This is a genomic window from Rugamonas rivuli, assembly GCF_009380165.1.
GTDB lineage: Bacteria > Pseudomonadota > Gammaproteobacteria > Burkholderiales > Burkholderiaceae_D > Rugamonas > Rugamonas rivuli.
The window spans coordinates 53,511-66,415 of the sequence record NZ_WHUF01000007.1 but is presented as its reverse complement, the minus strand read 5'-3'; the positions used below and the strand labels follow the sequence as shown (position 1 = coordinate 66,415).

The following is a 12,905-nucleotide window of genomic DNA, read 5'->3' as shown; positions in this document are numbered from 1 at the left end:
TTCTTTCACCACACTGTTATCGTGAAATATTATTTCATTTTCGAGGATTATTTTCATGGATGAGATAGATCGTCGCATTTTGAATGCGCTGCAAGTTGATTCTTCGCAAACAAACAGCGAGCTGGCGCTGGCCGTCCACGTATCGGCGCCCACTTGCCTGCGCCGGGTCAAGCACCTGACTGAAAGCGGCGTGATCCAGCGCCAGGTCGCCATCGTGGCGCCGGAGAAGGTCGGCCCCAGCCTGACGGCGATTGTGGAAATCTCGCTGGATATCCAGGCCGCCGAACGCATGGCCGAGTTCGAAGCCCATGTGGCGGCCGACGACGCCGTGCTGCAATGCTACCGCGTGGCGCCGGGGCCGGACTTCGTGCTGATCGTCCAGGTGGAGGACATGCCAGCCTATCACGCGCTGGCCCACCGTTTGTTCGCGACGCAGACCAATGTGCGCAACGTCAAAGCCTACTTTTCCACTTTTCGCAGCAAATTCGAGACGCGGATCGCGGTTTAGCCGTTTATCCCCGGCTTGTTCAGGTGCTTTTACACAGGTTTATCCACACCGGATTATGAGCGGGAAATGTTTTCCCGCCTTTTCCATGGCTTTTCCAAGGGCTATGCACGGGCTTATACCCAAGCTTATCCACAATAAAAAGTTATCCTGAATTACTCACACGATTTCCCACAGGCTTACCCACAATATGGCCGGAAGCGGGGCTGCAGGCCATGGCGCGGGGTCGCTTTATTCATGCAAGCGAGGTTGTCCAATACTTTTCCCCGGCTTATACGTGGCTTTTGCAGGGCTTGTACGCAGGCTTCTCCACATCGTTATCCACAATGCTAGGGATAAAAAAAGCCGGGACGTATCCCGGCTTTGCTTGAGGCACTGAGCGCTTACTTCGGCTTTTTCACCGGGCGGCTCCAGCCGTCGATGGTGATCTGGCGCGCGCGCGAAATCGTCAGCTTGCCGGCCGGCGCATCCTTGGTCAGCGTGGTGCCGGCGCCCAGGGTCGCGCCCTTGCCGACGGTGACGGGCGCCACCAGCTGGCTGTCGCTGCCGATGAAGGCGTCGTCTTCGATCACGGTGCGGAACTTGTTCACACCATCGTAATTGCAGGTGATGGTGCCGGCGCCGATGTTGACGCGCGAACCGATAGTCGCGTCGCCGATGTAGGCCAGGTGGTTGGCCTTGCTGTGCGCGGCGACCTGGCCGTTTTTGATTTCGACGAAGTTACCCACATGCACATCCTCGGCCAGCACGGTGCCGGGGCGCAGGCGCGCGTAAGGGCCGATGATGGACACTTCGCCCACCACCGCCTCTTCGATATGGCAGAACGGCTTGATCTGCGCACCGGCCAGGATGCGGGAGTTGATGATGACGCTATGCGGGCCGACGCGCACGCCGTCCGCCAGTTCGACCTTGCCTTCGAACACGCAGCCGACATCGATGGTGACGTCGCGGCCGCAGATCAACTCGCCACGCACGTCGAGGCGGGCAGGGTCCATCAGCGTCACGCCCTGTTCCAGCAGTTTCAGGGCGATATTGCCCTGGTGGATGCGCTCCAGCTCGGCCAGCTGCACCTTGCTGTTGACGCCGGCCACTTCCCACTGCGCCGACGGCTGGGCCGACACCACAGGCACGCCGTCCGCCACCGCCATCGCGACGATGTCGGTCAGGTAGTACTCGCCCTGGGCATTGTTGTTCTTCAGCGCGCCCAGCCATTGCTTGAGGCGCGCGGTAGGCACCACCAGGATGCCGCTGTTGATCTCTTTAATGGCACGTTCGGCCTCGTTCGCATCTTTTTGCTCGACGATGCGGACAATTTCGCCGTTCTCGCGGACGATGCGGCCGAGCCCGGTCGGATCGTCCTGCACCACGGTCAGGATGCCCAGCTTGTCCTTGCCGGCCACGTCCACCAGCGCTTGCAGCGAGGCGGCGGTGGTCAGCGGCACGTCGCCGTACAAGATCAGGGTGGCGGCGCTGTCGTCCAGCTCCGGCAAGGCCTGCATGACGGCGTGGCCCGTGCCCAGCTGTGGTTCCTGCAGGGCGGTGGCGACCTTTTCCGGCTGCTTGGCCAGCATGTCCAGCACGGCTGCGCCCCCATGACCGTAAATCACGCATAATCGGCTGGCAGACAGGCTGCGGGCCGTATCCAGAACATGCGACAACAGCGGCTTGCCCGCCAGCGGATGCAACACTTTTGGCAAGGCCGATTGCATGCGCTTGCCCATGCCTGCTGCGAGGATAACTACATTCATAGGTGCCAAATCAAGAAAGTTAATCAATGCGAAAGTTTAACATGCCAGATATCCACAGCCCCGCACTGCGCCGGGTTTTCCTGATCGTCCTGATGGCGGTGCTGGCCGGCTGCAGTTCGCTGCGCCTGGCCTACAACCACGGCGATACGCTGCTGTACTGGTGGCTGGACGCTTACGTCGACCTCAACAGCGATCAGAAAGTCTGGGTCAAGAAGGATATCGACGAGCTGTTCCACTGGCATCGCAAGACCCAGTTGCATGACTACACGCAGATTCTGCAGACCGGACAGCGCCAGCTGGCCGGCAATCCCACCGTGGCCGACCTGGCCAACAATTACGACGAAATCAAACGCCGCACCCAGCTGCTGCTGTTCAAGGCCTTGCCCGAGCTGGCCGACCTGGCACGTTCGCTGCAACCAGAGCAGATCGCCGCGCTGGAAAAAAAGTTCACTGCCAATAACGTCGAGTTCCGCAAGAAGAATATGAAGGGCGACAAGGAAGCCCAGCAGAAGTTCCGCTATAAAAAATCGATGGAGCAATTCGAGCTGTGGTTCGGCCCCTTCAACGCCGAGCAGGAAGCCCAGATCCGCCGCGCCTCCGACGCACGCCCGCTGGACAACGATATCTGGCTCGACGAGCGCATGCGCCGCCAGAAGAACATCCTGACGCTGGTGCAAAAGGTGCAGCGCGAAAAACTGAGCAAGGAAGCGACGATGGCGCTGATCCACACGCTGATCAAGGACAGCTTCGAGCGCCTGGAACATTCCGAGCGCAAACCGTTCTTCGATGCCTACGATGAATCCACCATGCAGTTCATCTTGACCGTCATCAAGATTGCGACGCCGGCCCAGAAAGCCCACGCGCACAAGCGCATGCAGGGCTGGATCGACGACTTCAACAGCCTGGCGGCGGAACCCCGCTAGGGCCGGTATGGTATAGTGGCCCCTGTTGAATCAATGACTTAGAACACAGCCACATGCCAAAGAAGCCCGCCAACAAGCCCGCGAAACCAGCCAAAGTCCCGGTCCACGGTCCCCAGCACAGCAACCAGGTGCGCATCATCGGCGGCGCCTGGAAGCGCACGCCGCTGCCGGTGCTGAGCGCCTCCGGCCTGCGTCCGACTCCGGACCGTGTGCGCGAAACCGTGTTCAACTGGATCAATCACCAGCGCGACGGCTATTGGGCCGATGCGCAAGTGCTGGACTTGTTCGCCGGCAGCGGCGCGCTGGGTTTCGAAGCGGCCAGCCGCGGCGCGCAATCGGTAACGATGATCGACACCGTGGTGCCGGTGGTGCGCCAGCTGGAAGACATCAAGGCCAAGCTGAAAGCCGACAATGTGCAGATCATCCGCGCCGACGCGCTGGCCGTGGCCCAGTCGGCCATTGCGCGCGGCCAGAAGTACGACCTGATCTTCCTCGATCCGCCTTACCAGCAGGAATTCCTCGAACGCTGCCTGCCGCTGTGCACGCGCATCTTGAAAGAGGGCGGCCTGATCTACGCTGAATCCGGCCTGGCGCTGGAGTTCGAAGAAGACGCGGCGCCGGAGTGGATGGCGCCGTGGGAAGTGCTGCGGGCTGACAAGGCCGGGATGGTGTTCTATCATTTGTTAAAGCACAAGCAAACGGCTGCCTGAACACCCGCCATTTGCCGCTAAAAGGGCCGCAAGCCGCCCCAAATTAAGGCAAACAGGGTTTTTCAGGCATAATGCGCGTTCTATATTGGTGCACTGCAAGGAGCCGCGATGGTAGTAGCCGTTTATCCAGGAACTTTTGATCCGTTGACCCGTGGTCACGAAGATCTGGTGCGTCGCGCATCCGGTCTGTTCGACACGCTGGTGGTCGGTGTCGCCGACAGCAAGAACAAGAAACCGTTCTTCTCGCTGGAAGAGCGCCTGACCATAGCCAACGAAGTCCTGGGCCACTATCCCAACGTCAAGGTCGAGAGTTTCTCCGGCCTGTTGAAAGATTTCGTGCGCGAGCATGATGCCCGCGTCATCGTACGCGGCCTGCGCGCCGTGTCCGACTTCGAGTACGAGTTCCAGATGGCGGGCATGAACCGCTACCTGCTGCCCGACGTCGAAACCCTGTTCCTGACGCCGTCCGACCAATACCAGTTTATCTCCGGCACCATCGTGCGCGAGATCGCGGTGCTGGGCGGCGACGTATCGAAGTTTGTTTTCCCATCGGTCGACCGCTGGCTGCAAAAGAAAATTGCCGCCACCAAGGCCGAGTAACCAGCGATTTAAGCGAGTTCCGCCATGGCCTTGATGATCACCGACGACTGTATCAATTGCGACGTTTGCGAGCCTGAGTGCCCGAACGACGCGATCTACATGGGCGCGGAAATTTACGAAATCGACCCGGACAAGTGCACCGAATGCGTCGGCCATTTCAATGAGCCGCAATGCCAGCAGGTGTGCCCGGTCAGCTGCATCCCCTTCAATCCCGCCTGGCGCGAGAGCGAAGAACAGTTGCGCAGCAAATTCGAACGTTTGCAGGCTGCCAAGGCCTGACGAGCCAAAAAAGCATGACCGTGCGGCCAATTTGCGCCGCACCGTGTTGCTGTCCTGCTCCGGGTGGTATATTCCACCAACGCCTACCTCACGGGCGCCCTCGGAGACTACACATGAATCGCAGAAACACCATCAAGAGCCTGATGGCAGCCGCCTTCCTGGCCGGCAGCTTCAGCCTGCCCGCATTTGCCGCCGTGGACGTGGCCGGCGTTAAATTCGACGACAGCATTAGCGTTGCCGGCAAAGAACTGAAGCTGAACGGCGCCGGTCTGCGCACCAAGGTCATCTTCAAGGTCTACGCCGCCGGCCTCTACCTGACCGAAAAGAAAACCACCGTGCCGGACGTGCTGGCGACCCAGGGCCCGCGCCGCGTGGCGATCACGATGCTGCGCGAAGTGAGTTCGGAAGATTTCGGCAAGGCCTTCATGGACGGCCTGAACAATAACACCGACAAGAACGAACGCAGCAAGATCCTGCCGCAGACGATGAAGTTCGGCGAAGTGTTCGCGCAAATCCAGGCGCTGAAAAAGGGCGACCAGATGCTGCTGGACTGGACCCCGGGCGAGGGCACGCAGTGCTATCTGAACGGTAAGAAAATCGGGGAATTGATGCCGGACGTGGCGTTCTACAACGCCGTGCTGCGCATCTGGCTGGGCGACCATCCGGTCGACAGCTCGCTGAAACCTGCCCTGCTGGGCGAGAAATAATGTTGCGGCGCGGTACCGGCGGGGGCGTCCCCACGGTACCGCCGCTTAAAATTTAGGCACGGGCGGCCATCGCGCGCAGTTCGGCGGCCTGGCTAGGCTCCACCGAGTTCAGCATGCGCTTGAGCATCATAGCGTCGCGCATCTGGCGGCGCTGCAGCTGCTCTTCCTTGCTGCGTTTCGGCTTGACGACCAGCATGGCTGCACGGCCCAGGCCGCGCAACAACGGTTTGAACAGCACGATCAGCGCGCAAACGGCGCCGCTGGCCAGCGCCAGCTCACCGGCGGCAACCAGGGAAAAATTTTGTACGAATGAGATGATGGTAGACATGTTGTAACACTGCATTTAGAATCAAGTGTAACTATAGTGCAGCGCAACATAAGTATCCAATTTACTTCCCCGATAACAATTATTCGTTTGGTGAATGGGATGTCTTATCATTGACGAGAAATCCATATTTCTCGATACTGCAACGACCCCAACCCCACATCCCGAGCCAACATGAGCTTTTTGACGCTGGACTTGAATTTGTTACGCGTCTTCGACGCCGTGATGACAGAGCAGAACCTGACACGCGCCGCCGGCCATTTGGCCATGACCCAACCCGCCGTCTCCAACGCCATCAAGCGTTTGCGCGAGAGCCTGGGCGACGAATTGCTGATACGCACAGCCTACGGCGTCAAGCCGACCCCGCGCGCCGAGGCGCTGTGGCCGTCGGTGCGCAGCGCGCTGGCCAGCCTGGAAGCGGCGGTGGCGCCGGAGACTTTCGACGTCTCCGCCGCCCACGCCACCTTCCGCATGGCCATGGCCGACGCCACCGCCGCCTTCTGGCTGCCGTCGCTGATGCGTTCGATCGAGCGGGAAGCGCCGGGCGTCAACGTGCGCATGGTGCCGCTGACCACACGCGAGCCGCGTCCTATGCTGCTGCGTGGCGATATCGACCTGGCGGTGGGCTTCTTCCCCGGCGTGGCGGCGCAGCTGTCGTACGAGACCGGCTCGCCGATCCGCCACGAGCGGCTGTATTCGGGACATTATGTGTGCGTGATGCGGCGCGACCATCCGCTGTCCAAGGTCGACCTGACGCTGGATAACTACTGCAAGGCCAATCACCTGCTGGTGAGTTTTTCCGGCCGCGCGCACGGCCTGGTGGACGAGGCGCTGGCGCAGATCCAGCGCGAACGCCGCATCCTGCTGACGGTGAACCAGTTCTTCACCGCCGGCCGCGTGGTGGCCAATTCGGACTTGATCACCGTGCTGCCGCGCCACCTGATCGCCTCGACCGGCATGACCGATGCGCTGATTTCCAAGGAGTTGCCGTTCACGCTGCCTGCGGTCCACCTGGACATGCTGTGGCACGAGCGCGATGCCCGCAGCCCGGCCCACAAATGGCTGCGCATGCATCTGGAAGGCATGAACACCGTGGCCCAGCGCACCGCGCCGGGCACGGCGCCCAAAAACGACACGTACTAAACGGCGCTACCGATTACTGGTGGCTGGAGCGGTAGCCGATGCGGAAACCGCCCCAGTGCCTGCCATTCACATAAATCGGCGCCGACAGGTCGTGCATCACCTCGCCGGTATCGCGCTTGTAAGTTTGCAGCAGGAAGGGCTTGGTATTCGAGCCGCAGCGCTTGCCGGTGCGGTCGCTGAAGATGCGCTTGGTGCGGTTGTTGACGATGTCCACATCGTAATTGCCCGTCAGCGGCTGCGAAAACTTCTTGTTGTGGGTGGGGAAATATCCGTTGTTGTCCACAGCGCCGGCGTAGGCCAGCTGCGGCATCGCCGCCAGCACGGCCTCCTGCAATTGCGGCAGCGCGCGGTCGGTGAAATCGTCGAAACGGGTCTTGTGCTTGGGCGGATCGGTGTTCGGGATCGGCGTGTAGGTGCGGTCGAACAGCGCTTCGCGCGTGATCTTGCCGGCAGCGATGGCCGCTTCGAAGCGCTGTCCCACGTCCGCCGCCGCCTGCTGCGCGGCGATGCGGATCGCGTCGTGCGAGGTGGCGATCGACGACTCGCCCAGCGCGCCGGTGATGACCTCGGCCCGCTCCGCCAGCGCCATCGCCGAACTGGCGGCGCGCGGCAATTCCTTCTCTGTGGATAACAAGCTGTCGCGGATGCTGGCGATGGCCGTGGCGATGTCCTCGGTGGTGGCGACGTGCTCGCGCGAGGCGCGCGCGATCTCGCCGATCTCCTCTTCCGACACGCCGGAAGAACGCTCGATATTGCCCAGCAGGCCGTGCACGGTTTCCACATTGCCGGCCGCCTCGCTGACCTTGGCCGCCAGCGAATTCATGCCGGACGCCGCCTGTTCGGCCTGCTGGTTAATCTCGCGCACCATGGTGCTGATCTCGTCGGTGGCCTCCTTGGTGCGCAAGGCCAGCTGGCGCACCTCGCTGGCGACCACGGCAAAGCCGCGCCCCTGTTCGCCGGCGCGCGCCGCCTCGATGGCGGCGTTCAGCGCCAGCAGATTGGTGCGGGCCGAGATTTCGCTGATGGCTTCGGTAAAACCATAGATTTTGCGGGAGTTCGTCTGCAGGCTGGCCATGACGGCCGCTGCGGTCTGCGCATCCTGGCGCGCGGTGTTGATGCGCTGCAGGCCGTTGTCGGCCTCGGCGCGGCCTGCCACGGTTTCACCGCGCACCTGGGCGGCGATCTTGGCGGCGCGCTCGGCGTTGGCCGCAATCGCGGCGGTGGCCTGCGCATTGTGGGCGGAGCTGCGGACGATGCCGCTCGCGGTACCTACGTCGAGTTCGATTTTCTTTTTGACCGAATCGACGAAATACGAGGTTTCCGCCGCGCCGATCATGATGGCGTCGATCTCATCGCCGACCACATGGGCGAAGCGCTTGACGCCGTCCTCATCGCCGTTCTGGCGGGCGGCCCACCAGGCCACCGCGGCGCCGGCCAAGGCGGCCGGCACCGCCGTATAAACCAGCATGGCACCGTCGCCGGCCGCCAGCTTGAACAAATATGCTACGCAGGTACCACCTGCCGTCGCGCCCAAAAACCAGAATCCACGTTGCACCAGCTTGTGCTGCAAAAGCTTCATTTGTCCCCCGTTTTACCAGGCGCCTCGGGCGTCTCGACTAATTTTATTTCCCTGCTGCTATTTTATGGGCAACTTGGTGGTATTCTTCACCTCTTCCATGACGGCGTAAGTATGCGTTTCGCGTACGCCCTTCTGGAGCAGGGTTTTACCCAGGAATTCGCGGTAGGCCGCCATGTCCTTGACGCGGGCTTTGACCAGATAGTCGAAGCCGCCGGCAACCATGTGGCACTCCAGCACTTCCGGGATCACCTGGACGCTGTGCTTGAAGGCGTCGAAGACTTCGGGTGTGGTGCGATCAAGCACTACCTCGATAAAGACGAGCAGGGACACATCCAGCAGCTGCGGGTTCAGTTGCGCGGTGTAGCCCATGATGTAGCCGGACTCGTGCAACTTGCGCACGCGTTCCAGGCAAGCGGCTGGTGACAGGTTCACCCGCGCCGCCAGTTCCACATTGCTGATGCGGCCATCGCTCTGCAATTCCATCAAGATTTTTTTGCTGATCTTGTCTAACATTTCCGGGAACTCCCAAATAAATATTATTTGGTTAAATTGTCGCACTAAAAACAATCTATTGCTAGCCCCCTGCAATACCAGAATTAATCCAGAAGAAATCCCACTACAATCGAATCATCAGCAGTTGACTCCGATTCACGCTCGCCAGCGCCCGCCGGCCGGGCGTTTTTTTGCAATCAGCGGCGCCAAAATTTCCCTTCTGAGAGTATTCAATGCAAGCAGCAGCAGCCACCGGTTTTACCCCTTTCGCCGCACTGCAGGACGAGATCCTGCGCGACCCGATTCCCCTGCGCTCAGCAGTGACAGCAGCCTACCGCCGCGATGAAATCAGCGCCGTTCAGTGGCTGCTGGAACAGATCAAGAACAACGACGCAAGCACCCTGCAACAGGCCCAGCAGCTGGCGCATAAACTGGTCAGCTCGGTGCGCGAACAGCGCACCCGCGCATCCGGCGTCGACGCCCTGATGCACGAGTTTTCGCTGTCCTCGGAAGAGGGTGTGGCACTGATGTGCCTGGCCGAAGCACTGTTGCGTATTCCCGACAACGCCACCGCGGACCGCCTGATCGCCGACAAAATCAGCAAAGGCGACTGGCGCAAGCACCTGGGCGAATCGCCTTCGCTGTTCGTCAACGCCGCCACCTGGGGTCTGCTGATCACCGGCAAGCTGGTCTCCACCAGCAGCGAAACCGGCCTGGGCTCGGCGCTGACCAAGCTCATTTCCAAGGGCGGTGAGCCGCTGATCCGCAAGGGCGTGGACCTGGCGATGCGCATGCTGGGCAACCAGTTCGTCACCGGCCAGACCATCGACGAAGCGATCAAGAACGGCCAGTCCAACGAGGCGCGCGGCTACCGCTATTCCTACGACATGCTGGGCGAAGCGGCGCTGACCGAGGCCGACGCCAAGAACTACTACGCTTCCTACGAAACCGCGATCCACGCGATCGGCAAGGCCTCGAACGGCCGCGGCATCAAGAACGGCCCCGGCATTTCGGTGAAACTGTCGGCGCTGCACCCGCGCTACAGCCGCGCCCAGCGCGCCCGCGTGATGCAGGAACTGCTGCCGCGCGTGCGCGAACTGATGCTGCTGGCCAAGCGCTACAACATCGGCCTGAACATCGACGCGGAAGAGGCCGACCGTCTGGAACTGTCGCTGGACCTGGTCGAAGCGCTGGCGCACGACCCTGAACTGGCCGGTTTCGAAGGCATCGGCATCGTGGTGCAGGCTTACCAGAAGCGTTGCCCGTTCGTCATCGACTACCTGGTCGACCTGGCCAAGCGCAGCGGCCGCAAGTTCATGGTGCGCCTGGTCAAGGGCGCGTATTGGGATGCCGAGATCAAGCGCGCCCAAGTGGACGGCATGAGCGGGTATCCGGTCTACACCCGCAAGGTCTACACCGACGTGTCATACCTGGTATGCGCGCAAAAGCTGCTGGCCGCGACCGGCGTGATCTATCCGCAGTTCGCCACCCACAACGCGCAAACCCTGTCGACGATCTACACATGGGCCAAGCGCGACGGCGTGACCGACTACGAATTCCAGTGCCTGCACGGCATGGGCGAATCGCTGTACGACCAGGTGGTCGGCAAAGACAACCTGGACAAGCCTTGCCGCATCTACGCGCCGGTCGGCACCCACGAAACGCTGCTGGCCTACCTGGTGCGCCGCCTGCTGGAAAACGGCGCCAACTCCTCCTTCGTCAACCAGATCGTCGACGAGGCGATCCCGGTCGATTCGCTGGTCAAGGATCCGGTTGCACAGGCGCGCGAACAGGGCGGCCTGCCGCACACCGGCATCCCCCTGCCGCTGGACATGTTCGGCGCCGACCGCAAGAACTCGGCCGGTTTCGACCTGGCCAATGAAGACGTGCTGCGCGACATTTCGGCAGCACTGGCGACGCCGCGCAGCTGGCACGCCGCGCCGCTGCTGGCGGGCGGCCTGAGCGCCGGCCAGCCGACGCAGGATGTCACCAACCCGGCACAACGCAGCGACATCGTCGGCCAACTGGTCGAAGCGAGCGCCGCCGACGTTGAAACCGCGCTGACCAGCGCCAGCACCTTCGCCATGGATTGGCAGACCACCGAACCGTCGCAACGCGCCGCAGCGCTGAACCGCGCCGCCGACCTGTTCGAAGCCAACGCCATGGAACTGATGACTCTGGCCATCCGCGAAGCGGGCAAATCGCTGCCGAACGCCATCGCCGAACTGCGCGAGGCGGTCGACTTCCTGCGCTACTACGCCGGCGAAGTGCACGGCGCGACCAATCCGCTGGCGCTGGGTCCAGTGACTTGCATCAGCCCGTGGAACTTCCCGCTGGCGATCTTCACCGGCCAGGTGGCCGCCTCGCTGGCGGCCGGCAACGTGGTGCTGGCCAAGCCGGCCGAGCAGACGCCGCTGATCGCCCACCGCGCCGTCGAGCTGCTGCACGAAGCCGGCATCCCGCGCGCCGCGCTGCAATTCCTGCCGGGCCGCGGCGAAGTGGTCGGCGCCGCGTTGACCGCCGATGCGCGTGTCAAAGGCGTGATCTTCACCGGCTCGACCGAGGTGGCGCAACTGATCAACCGCACGCTGGCCAAGCGCGCCGTCGCCGAGAACGCCGACATCCCGCTGATCGCCGAGACCGGCGGCCAGAACGCGATGATCGTCGATTCGTCGGCGCTGCCGGAGCAGGTGGTGCAGGATGCGATTTCGTCGGCCTTCGACAGCGCCGGCCAGCGCTGCTCGGCGCTGCGCGTGCTGTTCCTGCAGGAAGATATCGCCGACAAGACCATCAAAATGCTCAAAGGCGCGATGCAGGAGCTGAAAGTGGGCTGCCCGGACCGCCTGGTGACGGACATCGGCCCGGTGATCGACGCCGAAGCCCAGCAAAACCTGCTGGCCCACATCAACAAGCTGAAAGCGACCGCGCTGAACTACTTCTCGCTGGACCTGCCTTCCAGCGTGACCACGGCAGGCACCTTCGTGCCGCCTACCGTGCTGGAGATCCGCTCGCTGTCCGAGCTGACGCAGGAAGTATTTGGCCCGGTTCTGCATGTGATCCGCTACAAACGCGCCGATCTGCCGAAACTGGTCGAGCAAATCAACGAAAGCGGCTACGGCCTGACCCTGGGCGTGCATTCGCGCATCGATGAAACCATCGACTACATCACCTCGCGCGCGCATGTGGGCAACATCTACGTCAACCGCAACATCGTCGGCGCCGTGGTCGGCGTGCAGCCGTTCGGCGGCGAAGGCAAATCCGGCACCGGCCCGAAAGCGGGCGGCCCGCTGTACCTGAAGCGCCTGCAGCGCGGCGCCGTCGCCAACGCCACCCACGAACGCCAGGCGACGCCGGGCCTGGATGCGCTGGCGGTCTGGTCGAAAATGCATGGCCACGAGCGTGTCGCCACTCTGGCGGAGCAATACAGCCGCACCACGATGCTGGGCAGCCTGACCGTGCTGCCAGGCCCGACCGGCGAACGCAACACGCTGGCGCTGGTCGCACGCGGCTCCGTGGTGTGCGCTGCCGCGACCCAGGCCGGCCTGCTGAACCAGCTGGCGGCGACGCTGGCGACCGGCAATATCGCGCTGGTGACGGCGGAATCGTCGAAATTGCTGCCGGCGGACCTGCCAGCGGTGGTGAAAGACCGCATCCAGGCGATTGGCAGCCTCGACAGCTTCAATGGCGACTTCCAGATCGCGCTGGTGGAGGCGATGCTGGTTGGTGGCCTGCGCACCTCGCTGGCGGCCCGTAGCGGGGCGCTGGTGGGCTTGATCGACACCAATGAGGATGGCGCCATCCCCCTGTGGCGTTTGCTTGCTGAGCGCGCTCTGTGCGTGAATACGACGGCAGCCGGCGGCAACGCCAGCCTGATGACGCTCGACGCGTAACGAT

12 protein-coding genes are annotated in these 12,905 nt (G+C 62.3%); 8 read left to right on the top strand and 4 right to left on the bottom strand.

All coding sequences use genetic code 11. From position 1 onward, the window contains the following. Nucleotides 1-55: 55 nt before the first annotated feature. On the top strand, nt 56-508 hold the full coding sequence (locus tag GEV01_RS24040) for an Lrp/AsnC family transcriptional regulator (protein ID WP_152807992.1): 453 nt from the start codon (nt 56-58) through the stop codon (nt 506-508). Between the two features lie 380 nt (nt 509-888). On the opposite strand, the gene glmU is transcribed toward GEV01_RS24040, so the two are convergent. Further along, nucleotides 889-2,253 carry a bifunctional UDP-N-acetylglucosamine diphosphorylase/glucosamine-1-phosphate N-acetyltransferase GlmU gene (gene glmU, locus GEV01_RS24035; protein ID WP_152807991.1) on the bottom strand — a complete coding sequence of 455 codons (1,365 nt, stop codon included), beginning with the start codon at nt 2,251-2,253 and terminating at the stop codon, nt 889-891. Between the two features lie 41 nt (nt 2,254-2,294). On the opposite strand from glmU, the gene GEV01_RS24030 reads away from it, so the two are divergent. From GEV01_RS24030 to GEV01_RS24010, 5 genes are all read left to right on the top strand, one after another. Continuing rightward, the gene (locus tag GEV01_RS24030; protein WP_152807990.1) at nt 2,295-3,176 is read left to right on the top strand and encodes a DUF6279 family lipoprotein; all 882 of its coding nucleotides are present in this window, start codon (nt 2,295-2,297) and stop codon (nt 3,174-3,176) included. A gap of 53 nt (nt 3,177-3,229) precedes the next feature. Continuing rightward, nucleotides 3,230-3,886, top strand: a complete 657-nt coding sequence (rsmD, locus tag GEV01_RS24025) for a 16S rRNA (guanine(966)-N(2))-methyltransferase RsmD (protein WP_152807989.1) — start codon at nt 3,230-3,232, stop codon at nt 3,884-3,886. 108 nt (nt 3,887-3,994) lie between these two features. Further along, nucleotides 3,995-4,486, top strand: coding sequence for a pantetheine-phosphate adenylyltransferase (gene coaD, locus GEV01_RS24020; RefSeq protein WP_008443383.1), 492 nt, complete (start codon nt 3,995-3,997; stop codon nt 4,484-4,486). Nucleotides 4,487-4,510: 24 nt separating this feature from the next. Continuing rightward, nucleotides 4,511-4,765 carry a YfhL family 4Fe-4S dicluster ferredoxin gene (locus GEV01_RS24015; protein WP_008443384.1) on the top strand — a complete coding sequence of 85 codons (255 nt, stop codon included), beginning with the start codon at nt 4,511-4,513 and terminating at the stop codon, nt 4,763-4,765. Between the two features lie 113 nt (nt 4,766-4,878). Continuing rightward, a complete protein-coding gene (locus GEV01_RS24010) occupies nt 4,879-5,472 on the top strand; it encodes a chalcone isomerase family protein (RefSeq protein WP_070268087.1) in 594 nt (197 codons plus the stop codon). A 52-nt stretch (nt 5,473-5,524) separates the two neighbouring features. On the opposite strand, the gene GEV01_RS24005 is transcribed toward GEV01_RS24010, so the two are convergent. After that, nucleotides 5,525-5,800 (bottom strand): hypothetical protein, encoded by a 276-nt coding sequence (locus tag GEV01_RS24005; RefSeq protein WP_235914554.1) that lies wholly within the window; start codon nt 5,798-5,800, stop codon nt 5,525-5,527. Between the two features lie 171 nt (nt 5,801-5,971). On the opposite strand from GEV01_RS24005, the gene GEV01_RS24000 reads away from it, so the two are divergent. Next, nucleotides 5,972-6,940, top strand: a complete 969-nt coding sequence (locus GEV01_RS24000) for a LysR family transcriptional regulator (RefSeq protein ID WP_008443389.1) — start codon at nt 5,972-5,974, stop codon at nt 6,938-6,940. 13 nt (nt 6,941-6,953) lie between these two features. Here the strand turns inward: GEV01_RS24000 and GEV01_RS23995 are convergent, their stop codons facing one another. Then, a complete protein-coding gene (locus GEV01_RS23995; protein WP_152807987.1) occupies nt 6,954-8,519 on the bottom strand; it encodes a methyl-accepting chemotaxis protein in 1,566 nt (521 codons plus the stop codon). Between the two features lie 57 nt (nt 8,520-8,576). Further along, nucleotides 8,577-9,032, bottom strand: coding sequence for an Lrp/AsnC ligand binding domain-containing protein (locus tag GEV01_RS23990; protein WP_008443393.1), 456 nt, complete (start codon nt 9,030-9,032; stop codon nt 8,577-8,579). Between the two features lie 212 nt (nt 9,033-9,244). Between GEV01_RS23990 and putA the strand changes: the two genes are divergently transcribed. Further along, nucleotides 9,245-12,901, top strand: coding sequence for a trifunctional transcriptional regulator/proline dehydrogenase/L-glutamate gamma-semialdehyde dehydrogenase (gene putA, locus GEV01_RS23985; protein ID WP_152807986.1), 3,657 nt, complete (start codon nt 9,245-9,247; stop codon nt 12,899-12,901). The last annotated feature ends 4 nt before the right edge of the window (nt 12,902-12,905 follow it).

Bases quoted from the DNA above. Each gene is read 5' to 3' on its own strand.
- GEV01_RS24030 (WP_152807990.1), top strand. From the start codon at position 2,295: ATGCCAGATATCCACAGCCCCGCACTGCGCCGGGTTTTCCTGATCGTC.
- GEV01_RS24000 (WP_008443389.1), top strand. From the start codon at position 5,972: ATGAGCTTTTTGACGCTGGACTTGAATTTGTTACGCGTCTTCGACGCC.
- GEV01_RS24010 (WP_070268087.1), top strand. From the start codon at position 4,879: ATGAATCGCAGAAACACCATCAAGAGCCTGATGGCAGCCGCCTTCCTG.
- GEV01_RS24040 (WP_152807992.1), top strand. From the start codon at position 56: ATGGATGAGATAGATCGTCGCATTTTGAATGCGCTGCAAGTTGATTCT.
- putA (WP_152807986.1), top strand. From the start codon at position 9,245: ATGCAAGCAGCAGCAGCCACCGGTTTTACCCCTTTCGCCGCACTGCAG.
- GEV01_RS23990 (WP_008443393.1), bottom strand. From the start codon at position 9,032: ATGTTAGACAAGATCAGCAAAAAAATCTTGATGGAATTGCAGAGCGAT.
- glmU (WP_152807991.1), bottom strand. From the start codon at position 2,253: ATGAATGTAGTTATCCTCGCAGCAGGCATGGGCAAGCGCATGCAATCG.
- coaD (WP_008443383.1), top strand. From the start codon at position 3,995: ATGGTAGTAGCCGTTTATCCAGGAACTTTTGATCCGTTGACCCGTGGT.
- GEV01_RS23995 (WP_152807987.1), bottom strand. From the start codon at position 8,519: ATGAAGCTTTTGCAGCACAAGCTGGTGCAACGTGGATTCTGGTTTTTG.
- GEV01_RS24005 (WP_235914554.1), bottom strand. From the start codon at position 5,800: ATGTCTACCATCATCTCATTCGTACAAAATTTTTCCCTGGTTGCCGCC.
- GEV01_RS24015 (WP_008443384.1), top strand. From the start codon at position 4,511: ATGGCCTTGATGATCACCGACGACTGTATCAATTGCGACGTTTGCGAG.
- rsmD (WP_152807989.1), top strand. From the start codon at position 3,230: ATGCCAAAGAAGCCCGCCAACAAGCCCGCGAAACCAGCCAAAGTCCCG.